Raw genomic sequence first — 17,322 nt, 5'->3', positions numbered from 1 at the left:
GGGATCCCGATTCAGAGTTTCACGGGATAAAAGGGCGGATAGTTGATGTTCACATCAACAGGGAAGAGAGTGAAACTGAACTAAACGCCTACTCATACTCTATTGAAGATCTTCTTACAGGAAAGCAGCTTCCTGTACACTTCCGTCACTCAGACTTAGTCCCGATCGATTAATCCTCGTCACCGGGGAATAACTCTCGAACCACCTGTAGCCGTTGTAGCTCCTTTAATTCATTCGTAATCCGGTTGCGTTTATTCTCAGGAATCCCATAGAACTCATACGCTAACCGTTCAATCTCCCAATCATCCTGAGAATCAATCTTCCCGGTTCCCTGGCACGCATTCCGGACTAACTCACAGAACCGTTCGTACTGCTCTACCTGTTCCTCATCGTCAAAATCTACCTCTGGGAACGGTAACCCCATCACAAGGCCTTGCGTCTTGTATGGGTACGACTGCCATTCAATCTCGGACCGTTCCTTCGTGTAGTAATACAGCATCACGCGGGAGTTCAGCAACCCTAAGAAGTACTCTATATCATACTGGTCGAACGGCTTGTCACGATCGTCTTTCAGTCTGAACACGAATACCACTTGCAAGCACCGCGCATCCGAGTAGTCGATGAACGCGTTGAACCCGAATCCGGTCTTCCTAAGCAGTATCTTCGGGGGCTCATACAACGATTCGTCTTCAAAATCAATCCCACTAATCGAATCGTCGATATACGCGCGGCCCGTCTCCCGGTACCTGGTGACGTGCTCACCGAAATACAGTTTCTTCCATTCGTCGTTCGGCTGGTTGTCCTTGATGATCTCTCTCGTCTCAGCTGCATCTTCGAACTCGTACTCGTGGTCACAGTGCGTGCACGTCTTCGGGTAATACCCACCGCCCTTCGAGGCTGCACGCGATCGCGGGTACGTATCCCACTCGAAGCAATTCGGGCACCGCATCACTTCACCGGATTTCCCTATCTCATCACCGCGGGAATCATCAAGGACATCATACGTATCGACGGTTCCGGTTTCCATGATACCCATAATCTCGTAGTCGTCCTCGTTAGCAAACGGTCGGAAGTTGTAATCCGGCTCGTCAAGAATTCGTTGCTGCGGTTTCGTGTTCCGTCGCTCATCGATGAGCGTTGACAATGCCGACCCGCCCGTTCCGGACATTCGCTCACGGTCCTCTTTACGTAGCACTGAACACTCGACCGTGTTCGACCCATCCGACTTCGTCGTCGTGTACTGAACGATGGCTGTCCCGCTCCACACGTCGTCGAAGATACCTTCTCCGAGCTTGTGCGCCTGGTCGATGGTGTGCTGCTCGGCCAGCCATTCTCGGAGTTCCTCGTGTTCCTCACGGAAGATTGAATCCGGGATAATGAATCCGAGCGTCCCGTCGTCAGTCAGAATGTCTTCACCGGCTTCCATCAGTAACTCGTACGAATCGTACTGCCCGGTTGCTAAGTCGAACCCGTGTTCGTCGTGCTCAACCCACGTTCTAATGCCTTCAATATCGGCTCCCCACGGTGGATTTCCGGCGATAACGTCGAAGCCACCATTCGATTCGAATACGTCGTCGAATTCGTCTTCCCACGGGAACGCGCCGAGTTCACGCGCTTCAGCTTCAGTAATCCCGAGTACATCAGCAACGGTTTCCGGGTCACCGTTCAGCAGGCTGTTCCCTCGCCGCACGTTGTCTTCGAGGATCGCCGGGAGTTTCTCACCCTTCCGTAGGGCTTTCAGCAACAGGTTCACCGTGGCGATTTCCGTTGCCTGGTAGTCCAGGTCGACACCGAACAGGTTGTTTCTCAGTATGCGTTGCTCGTAGTCGTTCGGGAGTGTCTGCGCTTCTGAGTACGATGTCACACCCCCGGAACCGTTCGCATCCTGCACCAACTGCTTGTACTCCTCGTAGCAGTCTAAGATGAGGTCGTATGCTTTAATCAGGAATGACCCGGACCCGCACGTCACGTCAAGGAATTTGATAGTCTCAATCCGGTCGAATTCCTCGCGTGCAGCTTCAAAATCCGGGTCATCGCCGTCTAACTCGGCCGAAACGTCACTCATGATCCGGTCTAACCGGTCTCCGAGCGTTGATTCAACGATGTATTCGACGACCGGAACTGGTGTGTAATAAATCCCGCCTTCTCGCCGCTCATCGGCTTGCGTGACAAGTTCGAGGGCTTCCTCGCCTTCCTTGTCCTCGATTGCGTGCCCGAGGTAATCCTCGTAGATTGACCCGAGAACGTCCGCGTCGATGTACGCGAAATTGTAGTCGTACAGTTCCTCGATGATCTCTTCGAGGACATCGTTGCTGATTTCGTAGTCCTCGCAGTCGTGCTCAGCGAAGAGTTCCGAGTTGTAGACTGAGTCAAAATCCCGGAACGCGTTTTTCAGGTCTTTCACGAGCGTCCGGACTTCCGGGTTAATCGTCGTGTCAGACCATGACTCCATCATATTCAACAGTGAATCCCGCGGGATAACGGACCGGTCTTCAGCGACGCGCATCACGACTAACCGGTCAAGAATCCGCTGCACACCGTCCCTGAGCTCATCCATATCGAGGTCAGGGTGCGATCCGTGCACGTCCTGTGTGAGTTGTACACGGGCTTTCGACAGGACATTCAGAATCTCGTCAGTAACGGTTTCGCGTTCACGGTTCCGTTCAAGCGCTTCAAGCGACCTGTTCTGGACCGCTGGTTTCGAGATCTGCGCGAGTTCTTCTAACCCGTCGTCAGACGCGTACTCGTCTACTGAGAGTTCGAATACGAGACCGTCCTCGATGCGGTCTTTCGGAATGTGAGTGAAGTATAACCGGAATTCCTCGAAGTTAGTGAGTACCGCCCAATCGCATCCCTGGTGCCACGCATAATCGATTGCCTGCACTGCGAATGACTGTTCTTCACCGCGGACTCGCCGTGTTCCGTCAAGGTTTCTGCCGGGGGCTTTTGCTTCGATGAAAAACTGTTCGCGGCCGTTCAGGCTTAGTGCGTAGTCGGCGTCGCCGGCCAGTGTGCGTTGTTCTGGGAGTACCTGGTCTGATGTGGTGTCCCATCCAAGGGCCCGTAGAAGCGGGTTGATGTACTGCTGCCTGACCGTGGCTTCGTTCATCTGGTCCCGATCGTAGTCTGTGAGATTTCCGAATTCGTTTGCGAGAGACTCTATTTCGCTTACGTCGATGTCTTCAAGAAGTTGGTCGACCGTGACACTCATTGAAATACCCGTCTCGTTAATGGGATACAAAGTTTCCGACACTCAATCGTACTTGCCGTTGAATGCGTCCTCGAAGCGTCTCCGGAGAGTAAGAGGGTCGTGTAACGGGATTCGTCGAACCCGGCACATCAGATAGTCTGTGGTGACACGCCACTCGAATTCTCTGGGTTGGTCCCACTGTAGTGACTGCTCGGTTTGCTCTTCGATCCATCTCTTGGCGCGCGCTGCGCTGCTAAATCCTCGCGCATCTGCTCGCCTCTTGCTCCGGTATTCGGCTACGAATACGGCCGCAGCGTCGTGATTCGGCGGGATCCGTCCCATCCATTCACGGCTCCTCGACGACCATACCGACCGCGTCGTGTACCGGGACTAACTCTACAATTCCGGAGTCAATCCCATCGCTCGGCTGGAAAACGTATTTATGCCCATATTCGTGCCATTCCCCGTCGTCATCGAGGCGTCTCTCAACCCACGCCTGCGCAAGCTCACGATCAGCTCTCGCACCGAGCTCAGACTTTGTGCCTTGTAGCTTGCATACCCAGATACACACGGTGTCGTCGTCTTCCGCGGCGATGTCGCGTCTCATCATCGTCGACAGGCTCACCGATTCAAAAGTAAGCTCGCAAATCAATGTAACTCAACTACTCTATCCACGCGTGCTGCTCCCGCTGATGAGGGTATTGCACCTGAGTCGTCATATCCTCTGGATATGTCGGTTACTCGGTGGGAATTGGCTGTAGCTCCTCGAACGGGACGATGTAGTTCAGCTGAGACCCCGGTTCACGCTTTGGTTCACAGTCGGTGATCGTGCAGTGGTCAGCCCAACCGACCAAGCGTATCTTCCGACCGGCGATTCGATGCGCCAAGATATACAAATCGGCGCTCAGCTTCCGATCTGTCGGGACAATCAGATCCGGTTGCTGAATGTGTGTAGCGGTAGTCTTAACGTCAGTAGTGTATTCAGCGACGAGGAGATCATGTCCGGGATCACCACGCACATAGATCTTGTCATCCATCTCGCTCCTCGCGGCTTTTGCGACTGCCATCTCACCTAACACACCTGTCAAATGAGCTTGGAATTGGTCCTGGGATCCAAACGGATCGTCGCTCACACCCTCGTATGAGATCGTCCTTGCAGCGGCGATATGCCAGCCGATTTTGTACTCCTGCTCGGAGAGTTCAATAACCGGGCAGTCCTCGATTGATCGGTGCGATACTCTTTCATGTCGGCGTTGTGTAGGACTCATTGCTGTCATGCTTGGCAGCACGGTGCACCCGGCGCAGCCACGCCGGGGGCCTTCTGAGGCACTTCCGCGCTTAGTTACCACTATGGTATGTATTTAAATATAGATTCGGAAAATTGATCGTCAATCTCCGACGTTCTTGGCTACTGGCAGGCGATGAGCCTGATTTGACGGTGCTCGTGAGAACGTACGCAGCGACATTTCCCGTAACTAGCACACACCCATCACGCGTTATGTTCGGTGGGACTAGTCCCACCGTCCTCAACAACGATACCGACGGCGTCCTCAACGACGCTGAACTCAACGATCCCGGTATCCGGCTCCGAGTCAAGCTCATACACGTCCCGCCAGTCGCCGTGTCGCCATTGACCGTCGGATCCGAGCCGAGCACGTACCCACGTCCTGGCGCGTTCTCTGTCGCAGAACACCGTGGTCTTATGCGTTGATCCTTTGATCTGGCAGATCCATACATGCACCGTCTCGGGAGTCTCACCGAGTTGCTTGCGGTTTCGGTCCGTCATATCGTCGACGGACTCACAGACCCATTAGTAGGCTCGTAAAACGACTGAGTCTAGTCTACCTACGTATCGTACCACTCGAATGATCTTAGAGATTGCCTGGTAATTATTACGCGAGCGACGGCGACCCGATAACATCCCCGTCCGGCGCTGCGAGCCGCCCCGGAGCTACCGCGTCGCCGTCCGCGGCGAACGCGTCAAGTCCGAGCTGCCGATCATCGTCTTCGGCCCGCATCGACTTCGGCGGGCCCTTCTCCGCTCCAGCTCGGCGAGCTTCCTCAACCACCGCGAGCTCTTCCCGTCGTCGAACCGCCTCGAATTCAGCCGTTGCATCTGACCCGTTTAGATCGAGCTGCACCGACTCGAACCCAGGATTTCTTATCGATTGACCCCGGGATTTCCGGCCGTGTGACTGGTCGGAACACCGGTCGCCGTCCGGAACCGGGAGCCGCGACTGACCGTGATCTGCGAGCTCGACATCAGGAAACCAATCGCTGACCCATTCCGCGAATCGACGTGTTGTCGACCAGTACCCTGGCCGGTCCTCAATCGGCTCGATATATCCGGCATCCTTGAGCCGGTGCGCCAGGCCCCAGGACACGCCGGCGTCCGGATCGACGACCGCGTCCCACTTCCACTCGTACTCCGGGCGCGGGAGCGCAGCGAGCTCGTCCGTTCGCCATTGTAAATCGTTGTAACTCCCCATAACTGTAACACCTCACGTTAGGCATTGCCCCAATTAACCGCAGTCGAATCGACGACACGGAACCTATGCGATCCTGTCTGCTCAATCCTACCGTGCTCAATAAGTTCACTGATGACCGCCTCGACGGCTTCCCGAGACTCACATCTCGGTACCGTAGCCATAACCGTACTGACCGTGCTTTCGATCGGATAGTGCGGGTCGAACTCGATACTCCGTAACACGCAGTCAGCTATCTCTCGGGGCGTATCGACGCGCACCGCATCACCTGACCCTAACTCTCCGCCAGTGTCGTCACACCCGCCGACGTTACTATCCTCATCACCGCTGCCATCGTCGCCGCCCAAGCCGTCATCCTCGTCACCGTCACTCTCGTAACTGCTGTCGCCGCTGTCGCCGTTGTCATCCCTGTCCCTATCAGCCTCAACCGGGTCCGTTAATCTCACCTCACCGTCCTCGACGTACACCGCACCCTCTTCGAGCCTAAGCGCATCAAGCTCATCCTTAGGCTCGTCGATACCGGCGACGGCGAGCGCATCGAGGACCGCCGACCGGGGACCGGCGGACCGGCCGTGCTCCGACCCGGCCGCGCGGACCCGGAGCATATCAAGCGCATCACCGACCGCCACGCCCGACCCGTCCGCATCGCTACTACTGTCGGTATCGAGCCCGTCCTGCTCGGTCGTCTCAATAGTGCCGATGGACACGTACTCCCTGTACAGCCCGGCATCCCAATGCGCATCCTCTTCCAAGAAGAACTTCACGGCGTCCTCGGTAAACGTGATACCCTGATAGATAACGTCGCGGGATTCGCCGGGCGTGTACGTCCGTGTTCGCTGCTTTCGCATCGGTATATCGAGCTTCTGCAGCTGCTCGACGAGAGTCCGCTTCGTCTTGCCTTCGTGCCCGTTGAGTTTGGCGAACCGGTCGTACGCGGCCGATAGGTCATTTGTATGGATACCTGGTGCGTCCGGTGCCTTCTTCAGACACGACCGTCGAAAGTCGGCGATCGGGTCCGCGTACGAATTGTATAGCCCGATGCGTTCTTCCCATTCAAGATCCGTCGTCGGGTTCCCCTCTTCCATGAGCCGCACGAGCCCTTGCACCGCGCGAACAAGCGCGGCTTTCTGCCGCGCCTCATCTTCCTGCAGTTCCGACTCGACGAGGTGCTTCGGTCGTGCCTGTAACTCGTACGGGTTCTCCGGGTCCGGGTTCTCACAGTATTCCATCGGGAATTCAACCGGGTACAGTCTCCGTCCGAGTGCCCTGTTCGACTGTCCGAATGCGGGCGGATTGTCCGATGCGAATATCATCGTCGTCGTGTTCGTCTGCTCGGACCCGTCGTCGCCCTTCGAATCCTCGACGAACGTCGGCTCGTTCGCCGTCATTGATTTAAGCGGTCCGATACCCGCCTGTTTCGTGCCGGAGAGTTCCGTGTTGATGTTCGCCACGCTACTAAGCGCGCCGTTCACCTTCCCGAACCTTGACTGCAGGTCTTTGATGGACCGAGCGGTCGTGTTGTGTTCACCGACCATTTTCCGATTGAGACCGAGGAATTGCGACTTACCCGACCCACCGTCCCCGATAAGCACTAAGAATCCGTCAGTCGGGTACTCCGGGTGTAACGCGTGTCCTATCCACTCCCACAGCATTCGACGGTCGTCGTCACGGTGGTCGTGCGTGATCTCTTTGACCCATTCATCGAGCCCGTCCAGGTCCGCCGAGTCGGGGTCGTACTCAGTGTCGATACGGTATTGCCACATACGCGACTTATCCGGTTCTAAGAGTTCGACCGAGTCCAGGTCCACCGAGTGCGTCCCCGTATCGTACTCGGCGTCGCTCAGGTCCAGCGTCCCGTTCGCCACCGGGACTAACAGCCGGTCGTCGTCGCCAGCGTTCACGTCGTCTTCTGACACGCGGTTCCGCGACGCGAGCTCCAGAATGATGTGCGCGGCTTCCGTGTCGGTGATAGTGGACCCGAGCCGGTCCTTCGACTCGTCCAGTACGTAGGTGTAGATGTTATCGGTTGTCCACGCACCGGAACCGCTCTCGTCCGGGTCGTACCGTGCAAGGTGCGTGTTCCCTTCCTGGCACCGTTCACGGATGCTGAGCCAGTCGTCTTGGGCTTCGAGCGCCGTGACGACCGCATCCCGCGCGTCCGGCTTCCGAATATCGCTCGATGACATCGATGCCGCCTGGTACCGCCACTCGGCCTCACCCCACAGCTCGGGTACGTCCTGCTCGGCTTTGTTCTTCTCTCGTGAGCGTTGCGATAGGGTCTCCGACTCGTCGTCGCCGGGGAGTGACTCGCCGGTGTCCGGGTCCGTCGTGTCCGGTCCAAAGTCACCGTTCATCAGCTTCTCGCGTTCCTCGTCGTCGACACCACTGTGCTGCGACCCGTAATGGGTCTTGAGTCCGTGCTCCGACTCGAATGCCTTTCCGCACGCGCCGCATTCGTACGGGTCGATCATACTGTCGGTCTTCTCACCGATGACGGTGCCGTCGGCGAGCGTCACGTCCTCACCGCCGGCAAGGTCTTCGAGCGTGTCGGCGTCGATACCGTCACCGGCCCGGTCCTCGCCACCAGTCTCCGTCTCCGGCGGGTCGACGGCGACGATGTCACCGTCGTCAGTGACACCGAGTACCTCATCCGTGTTACTCCCGAGAGTATCGGGCTCCAGGGACCGGTGCACGTCGTGTAGATTCGACGGGTCATCGTCGATAATAACCTTGACCGTTGATATACCCGCGTCTTGCGACCCGTGCGGAAGTCCGTCGACCACTTGCCGCACGACCGTAACCGGCACGCCGCTCTCCACACCTACCACCACGTCACAGTGACGTGAGTACATGTGTTCCGCGCGTCGGAGTACGACTCCGTTCGCGTCCGGGATACCGCCAGTTCCGCCGGGTATATCGCTCACGGTACCGTCGCGCCACGAGTCCGGGATGCCGTGCTCGTTCCGCTCGCTGGTGTCGTCGATGTACCGGGATACGATTGCATCGATGGCTTCGTCTCCCGTCCCGGTGGGTGCGGGGGAGTCGCTACCGGTCGTGTTGGTTCGCTGGTTCTTCGCCGCGTCTGTGTCGGGGCCCCCGGATTTATCAGGGGCGCGTACATCTTCCGTCATGTGGGTCACCTTGATAGGTGGTCCACGCGAGCCGGCCGGGCTCCGCCCGGTCGCTCGGCACTTGATTCCGGACTACAACTACGCAGCGGCGAGTCCGTGTCTCGGAGCGGGGCGAGAGGTGTGACCGGTCGCGCTTACAATATACTTTTTACTTCTAACTTATAAAACCTTCACAGAATTGAATATCTTTAACTGCCGGTAAAGGGTTTCTACACGGCGAAAAATAGTTATGCGTAACTCTCAGAAGCTGTGTAAAAAGTATATAAAGAACCTGTATCAGTACGACTGTATCGTAATCGGAGATACTACCGAACCGAAAATAGTGTCGAGTGATAATCCGCCACGCAGCGAACACCTCGGATCGAGTGTCCACCGTACCCCTTGACACCGGTGGACGGATTTTCAAGAAGTACACGTCCGCTATCACCGTTTCACAGGGGGCGTCCACGGTGTCCACCGTGTCCAGTCTATTCGAGAGGTCAGTAAAGGGTACCCTTGCATTACCCTTAGGTTAGCATCCAAAGGGTATCCTTGAGAGGTGTAAAGTCAGGGTAGTAACCGCTTTGTTTCCGCGGACAGCGTGGACAATCGCCGCTACCGTATAATATCGGTGCGCAGAAGAGCTGTAACCTGTCCACCGTTTCTAAGAGGACGATGGACACCTCACCGGTATCAATCGAGTCCATATAGCTCGCCGCGTCGGAGTGCCGCGTCAATTGTCGATCGGGTACAGTTGAGTCGCTCGGCAGCTTCGGACTTGTCTAGGTAGTCGTCGTCTTCGACGCGCTGCAGTACTTTGCAGACTTTGCGATAGTTCTCGCCAGGCTTCAGCTCACCGTGCCGGCTCGTCGTCCCAAGGGGCGGACGGCCCCCGCGCCACGGGTACCCATCGAGAAGGTCGGCCGAGTCGATGTCGGTACTTGTGAGCGCGTTGAGCGCGGCGTGAGCGGCGTCTGTGAGCCCGGCGTCCGTCGCGTGGAGTGTAACTCGATCCTTGCACGCGTGGATCGACACGCCATTCTCACCGATTTCCCCAAGCGCATCAAGTGCGAGGTCGTCTAACCGGGCAACGACGAGCGCGTTACACGTGTCGTATTCGGCGAGTGCTGCAGCGCTCTCTCCCGGGTCAGCGGCGGCGCGCAGGTTCACAACACCGACGGACACGGCGTCGGGGTCGGCGCGAGGGTATAGCATCGATGCTTGGCTTCCGTTGTCGATGTGGCTGTGGATGATCTCGACGTGTCGGTCTTCGATCCATTCGATGCCTACGTTTCGGAGTGCTCGTATTACTGTCGCGGCTTCGGTGCGGTTCGGTGTCACAGCGGCGGCGACGGGGTCTGGGATTGTTTCCGACATTGTGTTTATTTTTTACACGCCCACCTGCATCTTTCACCGCCCCCCGGGGTTTCGTTTGGAGCTTGTACCGCGGCGAAATACATTTTCGAGGGTTTTCAGGCTTTTTCGCCAGTATTTCGGCGTCGAAATACCCGGTCGTGTTTTCCGTTAATGGGGCCGGTAATAGATGGTATTCAACCTTATGAACTGCAGCCGGATGGCAACTACAGCGAAAATCAGGGGGCGAGGCTCAGTCGCCGCACGGCTTCACGAGAGGGTCTTTTGCATTTCATCGGCGGCGATTTCTTGTACGGTGTACTCTTCGGCGTCGGCGAGCCACTCGACGCGTGCGAGGATGATCTGATCGTTCGTTGGTACGTCGTCGCGGTACTTGTCGGCGAGCTCGTCTAGAATTTTGCTGAAAGAGGTTGAATTCCACGTAGCGATCGTTCCGTCGTCCGGATGGAACTCGACCCGCTTTCGCCGGTTGGGTCCGTACCCGACGAGTTTGCCGGTCGCGCGGAGCTGTGTTTCGATTGCTCGGTCTTCTGGTTCGACCCAGAATTCTCCCGGGTGGATGGGTTCTAGAACCATTACATCTATATTTAATCCTGATATACGTAAAAACCCTTGTAGTCAACCGATATTCTTAGTCAAGTACCAATTTGAAAATGTTTCTCGCTGGAATTCGAACCGGGTTAGATTCGGTCGAGGTAGCGACCTCGTCGCTGTTGCTATTTGGTTCGCCTGAAGCGCTGGTCGTAGTGTTTAGGATTGTATTAGCTACCGACGACGGTGTCGGGCTTGTTGGACTCTATCCGGTGAGTTATCGCTCCTCTCCTGACGCGTGGCCCGCGACTTGACGTGTACTCGTACGCTGATTGCCGGTCTTTCGTCGCTGTACACGTCGCTGTGTCTCTCCCTTGCGGACTCGAAACTCGGACCCGACGGCACACGGACGTGTAACGCTTTAGGCGTCGGCTTGGATGGAAATGAGCAAAAGGAAGGCTATAGCGGATCTGGGAACGTCCTCGCGGTCGACCTCTTTGTGCATAGAGGAGCGTACCGATCGCTACTGATTGTAGAAATTGTAAAAGTGGGCTGCCCAAGATTTGAACTTGGGACCTGCTCCGTGTGAAGGAGCCGTCATAACCGGACTAGACCAGCAGCCCTGTGCTTCCGGATTATGTGTGGGTTCTCTTAATCCGTTCGGATTGCGGATCGACCCGTAGTTTTATGATTCCTTCAGTTGATTCGGGGGACGTGCCTGGGGTGCTGGACAGGATCGCCCGGTTCACGCACGGATTCAAACGGCGGGTGAGCGCTGCGAATACCAGTTCGGGGTGCGTGCCAGGGTTACGCGCCGATTTCGTGTCCTTCAGGATCGGCGGATTGCGCACCGCTAGGGGCGGATTCGAACCGCCGACCTGCTCCGTGTGAAGGAGCCGTCATAACCTGGCTAGACCACCAACCCGCGCGATTTGACGTATCCGACCTCCGGACTTAAGAGTTACCTTACGGCGAAGGCGCTTCGCCGGGCGGCCCAACCGCGCGACGATCGACGCGTACGCACACCGGGGCTTCGTGGACCCGTCGTCCGCTCCGGTACTCCCGCGGGATCGACGGACGACCGTGGCCGGCGCCTACTCCGTCTTCGCGGCGTCGTGGCCCCGGTACTCGGCGACGCGTTCGCGCGCCGACGCCACCGCCTCGCGGGCCTCGCCCTCCGCGCGCTCCTCCAGCTGCTTCAGGTCGGCCTGCAGCCGGTCGAGCCGCGAGGGCTCCGGCGCCTCCTCCTCCGCTTCGATGCCAACGAGACTCTTCACTCGTTCCTCGACCGGCTCTAACTCCTCTTTCACGCCCGCTTTCGCGTGCTCAGCCGCTCGACCGAGGTAGTACCGTGCGTCTTCGAAGTGTTTGCTCATATCTGTCCTTTGGTATGCGACGGATATATTCTTTGTGGCTATCTGCCGGGGACAGATTGGGGGTAATCTCGCCGCCGCTGTCGGGTCGAAGCCGTCGGCTCCGCACGGCAACAGCGACGAAAACCGGTAAGGAGCGTCAGTACGAGGGTGCCTCTTCGGGCTCTCCGTCCCGCGCGTTCGCGACGCGGCCGAGCGTGAACAGCAGGTCCGAGAGCCGGTTGAGGTAGGTGACGACCGCCTCGTTGATCGGCTCCGACCGCGCCAGTTCGACGACCCGTCGCTCCGCCCGCCGGGTCACCGTCCGGACGTGGTGCAGCCGGGCACCCGCCTCGCCGCCGCCGGGGAGGATGAACGAGCGCAGCGGCTCCAACTCCTCGTCGAGCGCGTCGATGTGTTCCTCCAGCGTCTCGACGTGTCCCGGTTCGACCGCGGGGTCGTCGGGGTCCGGATCCGGGTTCGCCAGATCCGCCTGCACGACGTGGAGGTGGTTCTGGACGGTTTCGAGGAGGTCGTCGAGGTCGTCGTGGCCGGTCGGACGGACGGTCCCGATCAGCGCGTTCGCCTCGTCGACCGTTCCGTACGCCTCGATCCGGGGGCTGGCCTTCGACACCCGGCTCATGTCCCGGAGGTCGGTGTCGCCTTCGTCGCCGCGTCCGGTGTAGATGGTCATGCGAGGCTCTTCTCGACGTACTCCACGATGTTCGCGCTCTCCGCCATCGTCACCCCGCGTTCCTCGTCGACGAGGACGGGAACGCCGCGCTGACCGCTGACTCGCTTCACCCCGTTGCGGTCGGAGTGGAGCGCGTCGACCCACTCGGTCTCGTACGCGACGCCGGCGTCGTCTAACGCCTCGGCGGCCTTCTCACACCACGGACACCCGTCGAGAGCGTACAGTCGAACGGACATACCCGATCGATCGGCGCGCGACGGCAAGAAGGTAGGTGGCTCCGGTGTGCGTCCGCCGAGCGAGGGGGCGCGGGGGAACGACGCCGGGCGGGAGGACGCCGGACGCGCAGACAGCTGTCCGCCCGTCAGACCCCGTGGTACGACTCGATCGCCGACCGGTGCTCGTCGGGGATCGGCGCGGGCTTCCCGGAGTCCGGATCGAGGCTCACGAGCGTCGCCTCCGCCTCGGCGACGACTTCGCCGCCGGTACGGATGTCGTGGGCCATCGTTACGCTGGAGGTGCCGAGCTCGTCGATCGCGATCTCGACGGCGACGGTCCCGTCGGTCAGTTCGACCGGGCGCCGGAAGTCGATCGACAGCGACGCCAACACCGTCGCAATCGACGAAAGGTCGGCGTCGAGCACGTCGCGGAAGTAGGTGGTCCGCGCCTGCTCGAGGTACGTCGCGTACACGGCGTTGTTGACGTGGCCCATCGCGTCGATGTCGCGGAAGCGAACGTCGATCTCCGTGGTGTAGGTGGTCACGCCGGTCAGTACAGCAGTTCGTCGTCGTTCTCGATCATGTACAGCGAGCGCGCCGCGATGTTGACCGCGTGATCGCCGACGCGTTCGAGGTCGCGGATCGTGAGGAGGAGCCGCGAGACGTTCTGCATCGTCCCCTCCACGTCTTCCTCGTCGCGGAGCTCGTCGCGCTCGATCAGGTCGCGCACGACGAGTTCGCTCGCGGCCTCGCAGGCGGCGTCGACCTCGTTGTCGGCCTCGGCGACCGCGAAGCACCGCTCGGGGTCCGAGTCGGCGTAGGCGGCCATCGCGTCGTCGAGCATCGCCAGCGTGTCGTCGCCGATACGCTGCACGTCGACGTCGGGGAACACCTCCCGGTCGGCCTCTTTGGCGTACTCCCCGAGGTTCGTCGCGAGGTCGGCGATCCGTTCGAGGTCGGTGATGATCTTGAACGAGGCGGCGATGAAACGCAGATCGCCCGCCACCGGCTGCTGGAGCGCGATGAGGTCCGTACACTTCCCTTCCAGTTCGAGGTAGTGGTCGTTGATCTCCGCGTCGCCGGTGATGACTTTCTCGCCCAGTTCGGCGTCCTGCCGCTCCAGGGCGTCGAGACCCATCCGGAGCCGCTCGGCGACGAGTTCGCTCATGTAGAGCACGTCGTCGCGGAGCCCCTCCAGTTTCGTTTGGTACTGTTCGCGTGGCATCGTGTTGCCGTATCACCCTCACCGGACGTATAAAAACACGTCGCCAGTCGACCGATTACGGGCCCAACAACAAAGGGGGTACCCGTGGGATCGTACGCATATCGATGTCGTTCTCCACCGAAACGCTCCGGCCGCGACACGGCTTCTACGTGCTCGGCTGGATCTGTTTCGGGATCGGAATCGCCCACTCTCGACTGGAAGCGGGGGGGTTGGAAACCGCCCTCGAGGTTCTCATGATCGTGGGGCTGGCAACCATCGTCTTGTACACGGGGAACGAGCTCCCGGAACGGCCGGTCTCCATCGAGGGGCGGTGGAGAGCGCTCCTGTTGACGATCCTCCTGTCGGTCGCGTTCGCGGCGCTCGCGTTTCTGGTCTGGTTGACGTGGTCGATCGACGGGGTGAACCGGGAGTTATCTTTTCTCCTCGCCTTCGCCGCTTCGCTCGGGGCAGCGGTCGGGGCCCGGGGAAGCCTCTACGCGGTGGAATCCAACGAGCGACTCACCGAGACGCAAGAACTTACCAAGCTCCTCAAGATCAACCAGCGCGTCCTGCGGCACAACCTCCGAAACGAGCTCTCGATCGCGCTCGGACACCTCGAAAACGTCGAGCGCACGGTCGACGGGGAAACCGTCGACGACGATCTCAGGGTGATCCGCGACCACTTGGAGGCGCTCCTCGACACCACGGACCGGACCAGAAAGATCGTGTCGATATGGGACACCAGCGACGAGACCGAACACGATCTGGCGTCGATCGTCGACGACCAGCTCCGCCGGCTGCGCCAGGAGTACCCGAGCGCGACGTTCAGTTCGACGCTCCCGGAGGAGTGTCGGGTAATCGCGCACACCGCGCTCCCGCTCGCGATTCAGGAGGCGCTGGTGAACGCCGTCGAGCACAACCCCGCCGACGTGTCGGTCGACATCACGGTCGAGGCACTCCCCGATGAGACGGTGGAACTGGAAATCAGCGACACGGGGACGGGGATACCCGCGCCGGACCGAGAGGCCATCGCGCTCCCCGAGGAGACGGCTCTCGCACACACGCGGGGTCTCGGACTGTGGATTCTCTACTGGACTATCAGGGGGTCCGACGGAACGATCGAGTTCGACGAGAACGATCCGGAGGGGACGGTCGTGCGGATCGTCCTGCCGGCACGGTCTGAGCCGGACTCGGCGTCGTCGTCGCGGTCGCGCTCCCGGCGCGGATGATGCCGGTGCTGGGCTGCCCCACCCGCTCGGGGTCGACGATGCTCCCGCGGATGTGGTCGCAGTGGTCGTCGGCGAGCGCTAGCGTTTCGCGACGCCCCGGTTCGATATCGATCTGAGCGGTCCCCGCCCGACGGCGTACCCACCGACGGCGTACCCACCGACAGCGTACCCACCGACAGCGTCCGCGATCGACAACGGTTCCGGGGTGGACGCTGTAGCCCGGACCAACCAACTGTCGCCCCCGATCAATGGAAGGAACGCGCACACGCGACGACGGGATCCCGGACCGGCTGACGCTTCACGTCGGCGACGAAGGGAAGCTGCTCGATCGCGCCCGCGCTCGCCCGCGACCGACCGAACTCGTCGTCTCCCCGGTCGAACTCCACCAGCGGAACGTCCAGCGTCGGCTTCGCGAGGCGCGGCTGCCCAAGGACGCGTTTCGCTTCGAGGATCCGGTCGGGATCTGTCTCCGCGTGTTGGAGAGGGCGGAGCGGCCGACCGCCGCCGTCGACCGCGTGGACCGCCTCTCGCTGATCCGGTCGATCAACGACCCCCCGGCGGGTGACGGCTCGACCGACCGCTCGCTGCCGACGGGCGTGCAGTCCCACGACCCGCGACGCCTCGAGCAGATCCGCACCGCGGTCGAAGCGACCACTAACTTTCACCCGGAGCGGATCGCGGCGTGGACGGAGACGGCCGGCGAACTCGCCGGGCCGATCGACGACGAGTCGACGGCGCTCCTCGACGCCGGGGTCGGCATCGAACGCGAGCTCCGAGAGCTGACCGCGAAGGCGGTCTCGGAGACGGCGCTCCTGCGCCGCGCGACGCGGACGATCACGGCGACGAACGGGTCGGCGTGGGAAGAGGCGTTTCCGAACGTCGACCGGCTCACGCTCCTCGGGCTCAGCAGTCTGTCGGCGCCCCACACGGACCTCGTCCACGGGCTGCTGGCCGCCACGTCCGTCGAGGTCGACGTCCACTTTCGCGAGGGGACCGGGGAGTACCTCCGGCGGCGGGTTCCCGACCTCCTCGCCGTCGCCGACCCCGGAACGGAGGCGTTCGAATGACGGGCGCCGACCGGCTCGCGCTCTCGGCGCCGATCCGCCCGCCCGACGTTCCGGCGGTCGAACTCGCGTCCCCGACGCGCCGAGACGAGGCGCGCAGCGCGATGGCGGTGGCGGCCGCACTCCGAGATCGGGGCGTTCCGATCCGAGACGTCGCCGTCGCGGTCCGCGACCTCGACCCGTACGAGGCGCCCCTGTTCCGGGCGGCGCTCCAGTACGGGATCGCCCCAGTGTTCTGGACGCAGCTTCGCGTGACGCGAACCCGCCCGTACGCCCTCGTCGAGTCGGTGTGCGAGGCGCTGGCCGGAGACGCCGTGGACCGTGAGACGTTCCTGCGTCCGCTCGAACTCCGGTGGTCGCCGGCGGGGGCGGGCGAGTCGACGCCCGCCGCGGCATCGGACCGCTCGCCGCCCCCGGACCCGGCATGGCCGATCGAACCCGAGGCGGTACACCGGGCTCGGGAGGCCCTCCCGGACGGTTCGCGACCGATCGCGGAGTGGATCGAGCGGGTCGACGCGGCGGACGGCGTCGACGACCGGTTCCGGCGGTTCGCCGAGTGGATCGACGGAGCCCCGGCACCGGATCCGGCGTCGGTCGCCTCGCTCCTCGGCGAGGTGATCGAGGCGTACGCCGACTGCGGCCTCCCGGAGACGAAGGCCGCGGACGAACCGGCGCTGCTCGACACCGAGACCGACGCGCGGGCGGTGGTGCGGGTTCGCACCCTCGTTCGCCAGCTGCGACACAAGTTCGCCGACCGCCTGGAGGACGGGACGCTGGAGCGCTCGTGGGGCGACGTGGCCGACCTCGCCGGCGTGATCGCCACGCAGCGCCCCGGTCGCCGGGAGCACTCGAACGCCCGCGCGCTCGACGTCT

Annotated in this window: 16 protein-coding genes and 2 tRNA genes; 3 read left to right on the top strand and 15 right to left on the bottom strand. The window is 60.7% G+C overall.

The genetic code is table 11. The features are described from left to right. Positions 1-169: 169 nt before the first annotated feature. The 15 genes from DJ69_RS15780 to phoU form a co-directional block, all read right to left on the bottom strand. Positions 170-3,211 carry an Eco57I restriction-modification methylase domain-containing protein gene (locus tag DJ69_RS15780; RefSeq protein WP_099256482.1) on the bottom strand — a complete coding sequence of 1,014 codons (3,042 nt, stop codon included), beginning with the start codon at positions 3,209-3,211 and terminating at the stop codon, positions 170-172. A 325-nt stretch (positions 3,212-3,536) separates the two neighbouring features. Next, positions 3,537-3,797, bottom strand: a complete 261-nt coding sequence (locus DJ69_RS15775; RefSeq protein ID WP_099256481.1) for a hypothetical protein — start codon at positions 3,795-3,797, stop codon at positions 3,537-3,539. A gap of 130 nt (positions 3,798-3,927) precedes the next feature. Next, positions 3,928-4,467 carry a hypothetical protein gene (locus DJ69_RS18030; RefSeq protein ID WP_144050465.1) on the bottom strand — a complete coding sequence of 180 codons (540 nt, stop codon included), beginning with the start codon at positions 4,465-4,467 and terminating at the stop codon, positions 3,928-3,930. A 212-nt stretch (positions 4,468-4,679) separates the two neighbouring features. Beyond that, a complete protein-coding gene (locus tag DJ69_RS15765; RefSeq protein ID WP_099256479.1) occupies positions 4,680-4,976 on the bottom strand; it encodes a hypothetical protein in 297 nt (98 codons plus the stop codon). A gap of 106 nt (positions 4,977-5,082) precedes the next feature. Beyond that, positions 5,083-5,679 carry a hypothetical protein gene (locus DJ69_RS15760; RefSeq protein WP_099256478.1) on the bottom strand — a complete coding sequence of 199 codons (597 nt, stop codon included), beginning with the start codon at positions 5,677-5,679 and terminating at the stop codon, positions 5,083-5,085. 17 nt (positions 5,680-5,696) lie between these two features. Beyond that, a complete protein-coding gene (locus tag DJ69_RS15755) occupies positions 5,697-8,807 on the bottom strand; it encodes a DUF5906 domain-containing protein (protein WP_099256477.1) in 3,111 nt (1,036 codons plus the stop codon). Between the two features lie 672 nt (positions 8,808-9,479). Beyond that, positions 9,480-10,163, bottom strand: a complete 684-nt coding sequence (locus DJ69_RS15750; RefSeq protein WP_099256476.1) for a hypothetical protein — start codon at positions 10,161-10,163, stop codon at positions 9,480-9,482. 246 nt (positions 10,164-10,409) lie between these two features. Continuing rightward, a complete protein-coding gene (locus DJ69_RS15745; RefSeq protein ID WP_099256475.1) occupies positions 10,410-10,736 on the bottom strand; it encodes a hypothetical protein in 327 nt (108 codons plus the stop codon). Between the two features lie 503 nt (positions 10,737-11,239). After that, positions 11,240-11,314 (bottom strand) — tRNA-Val (locus DJ69_RS15740). Positions 11,315-11,494: 180 nt separating this feature from the next. Then, positions 11,495-11,616, bottom strand: a tRNA-Val gene (locus DJ69_RS15735). 169 nt (positions 11,617-11,785) lie between these two features. Then, the gene (locus DJ69_RS15730) at positions 11,786-12,067 is read right to left on the bottom strand and encodes a DUF7553 family protein (RefSeq protein WP_099256474.1); all 282 of its coding nucleotides are present in this window, start codon (positions 12,065-12,067) and stop codon (positions 11,786-11,788) included. A 136-nt stretch (positions 12,068-12,203) separates the two neighbouring features. After that, positions 12,204-12,737 (bottom strand): cob(I)yrinic acid a,c-diamide adenosyltransferase, encoded by a 534-nt coding sequence (locus tag DJ69_RS15725; RefSeq protein WP_099256473.1) that lies wholly within the window; start codon positions 12,735-12,737, stop codon positions 12,204-12,206. Then, positions 12,734-12,973 (bottom strand): glutaredoxin family protein, encoded by a 240-nt coding sequence (locus tag DJ69_RS15720; protein ID WP_099256472.1) that lies wholly within the window; start codon positions 12,971-12,973, stop codon positions 12,734-12,736. Before DJ69_RS15720 ends, DJ69_RS15725 begins: the two co-directional genes overlap by 4 nt. A gap of 125 nt (positions 12,974-13,098) precedes the next feature. After that, a complete protein-coding gene (locus DJ69_RS15715; RefSeq protein WP_099256471.1) occupies positions 13,099-13,497 on the bottom strand; it encodes an acyl-CoA thioesterase in 399 nt (132 codons plus the stop codon). A gap of 5 nt (positions 13,498-13,502) precedes the next feature. Beyond that, positions 13,503-14,177, bottom strand: coding sequence for a phosphate signaling complex protein PhoU (phoU, locus tag DJ69_RS15710; protein WP_099256470.1), 675 nt, complete (start codon positions 14,175-14,177; stop codon positions 13,503-13,505). A 104-nt stretch (positions 14,178-14,281) separates the two neighbouring features. Here phoU and DJ69_RS15705 point away from each other — a divergent pair, with 104 nt between their 5' ends. The 3 genes from DJ69_RS15705 to DJ69_RS15695 form a co-directional block, all read left to right on the top strand. Further along, a complete protein-coding gene (locus DJ69_RS15705) occupies positions 14,282-15,385 on the top strand; it encodes a sensor histidine kinase (RefSeq protein ID WP_245851741.1) in 1,104 nt (367 codons plus the stop codon). Between the two features lie 248 nt (positions 15,386-15,633). After that, positions 15,634-16,452, top strand: a complete 819-nt coding sequence (locus DJ69_RS15700) for a hypothetical protein (protein WP_099256469.1) — start codon at positions 15,634-15,636, stop codon at positions 16,450-16,452. Next, positions 16,449-17,322: hypothetical protein (locus tag DJ69_RS15695; RefSeq protein WP_099256468.1), on the top strand; the 874-nt coding region annotated here is incomplete at its 3' end. The genes DJ69_RS15700 and DJ69_RS15695, both read left to right, overlap by 4 nt.

This window comes from Halorubrum persicum (assembly GCF_002727125.1).
Classification (GTDB): domain Archaea; phylum Halobacteriota; class Halobacteria; order Halobacteriales; family Haloferacaceae; genus Halorubrum; species Halorubrum persicum.
The sequence above is the reverse complement of the archived record's forward strand: the minus strand, read 5'-3'. Positions and strand labels throughout refer to the sequence as shown.

What these genes read in the sequence shown, in the direction of transcription:
- DJ69_RS15780 (WP_099256482.1), bottom strand. Translation starts at nt 3,211, where the DNA reads ATGAGTGTCACGGTCGACCAACTTCTTGAAGACATCGACGTAAGCGAA.
- DJ69_RS15775 (WP_099256481.1), bottom strand. Translation starts at nt 3,797, where the DNA reads ATGAGACGCGACATCGCCGCGGAAGACGACGACACCGTGTGTATCTGG.
- DJ69_RS18030 (WP_144050465.1), bottom strand. Translation starts at nt 4,467, where the DNA reads ATGACAGCAATGAGTCCTACACAACGCCGACATGAAAGAGTATCGCAC.
- DJ69_RS15765 (WP_099256479.1), bottom strand. Translation starts at nt 4,976, where the DNA reads ATGACGGACCGAAACCGCAAGCAACTCGGTGAGACTCCCGAGACGGTG.
- DJ69_RS15760 (WP_099256478.1), bottom strand. Translation starts at nt 5,679, where the DNA reads ATGGGGAGTTACAACGATTTACAATGGCGAACGGACGAGCTCGCTGCG.
- DJ69_RS15755 (WP_099256477.1), bottom strand. Translation starts at nt 8,807, where the DNA reads ATGACGGAAGATGTACGCGCCCCTGATAAATCCGGGGGCCCCGACACA.
- DJ69_RS15750 (WP_099256476.1), bottom strand. Translation starts at nt 10,163, where the DNA reads ATGTCGGAAACAATCCCAGACCCCGTCGCCGCCGCTGTGACACCGAAC.
- DJ69_RS15745 (WP_099256475.1), bottom strand. Translation starts at nt 10,736, where the DNA reads ATGGTTCTAGAACCCATCCACCCGGGAGAATTCTGGGTCGAACCAGAA.
- DJ69_RS15730 (WP_099256474.1), bottom strand. Translation starts at nt 12,067, where the DNA reads ATGAGCAAACACTTCGAAGACGCACGGTACTACCTCGGTCGAGCGGCT.
- DJ69_RS15725 (WP_099256473.1), bottom strand. Translation starts at nt 12,737, where the DNA reads ATGACCATCTACACCGGACGCGGCGACGAAGGCGACACCGACCTCCGG.
- DJ69_RS15720 (WP_099256472.1), bottom strand. Translation starts at nt 12,973, where the DNA reads ATGTCCGTTCGACTGTACGCTCTCGACGGGTGTCCGTGGTGTGAGAAG.
- phoU (WP_099256470.1), bottom strand. Translation starts at nt 14,177, where the DNA reads ATGCCACGCGAACAGTACCAAACGAAACTGGAGGGGCTCCGCGACGAC.
- DJ69_RS15705 (WP_245851741.1), top strand. Translation starts at nt 14,282, where the DNA reads ATGTCGTTCTCCACCGAAACGCTCCGGCCGCGACACGGCTTCTACGTG.
- DJ69_RS15700 (WP_099256469.1), top strand. Translation starts at nt 15,634, where the DNA reads ATGGAAGGAACGCGCACACGCGACGACGGGATCCCGGACCGGCTGACG.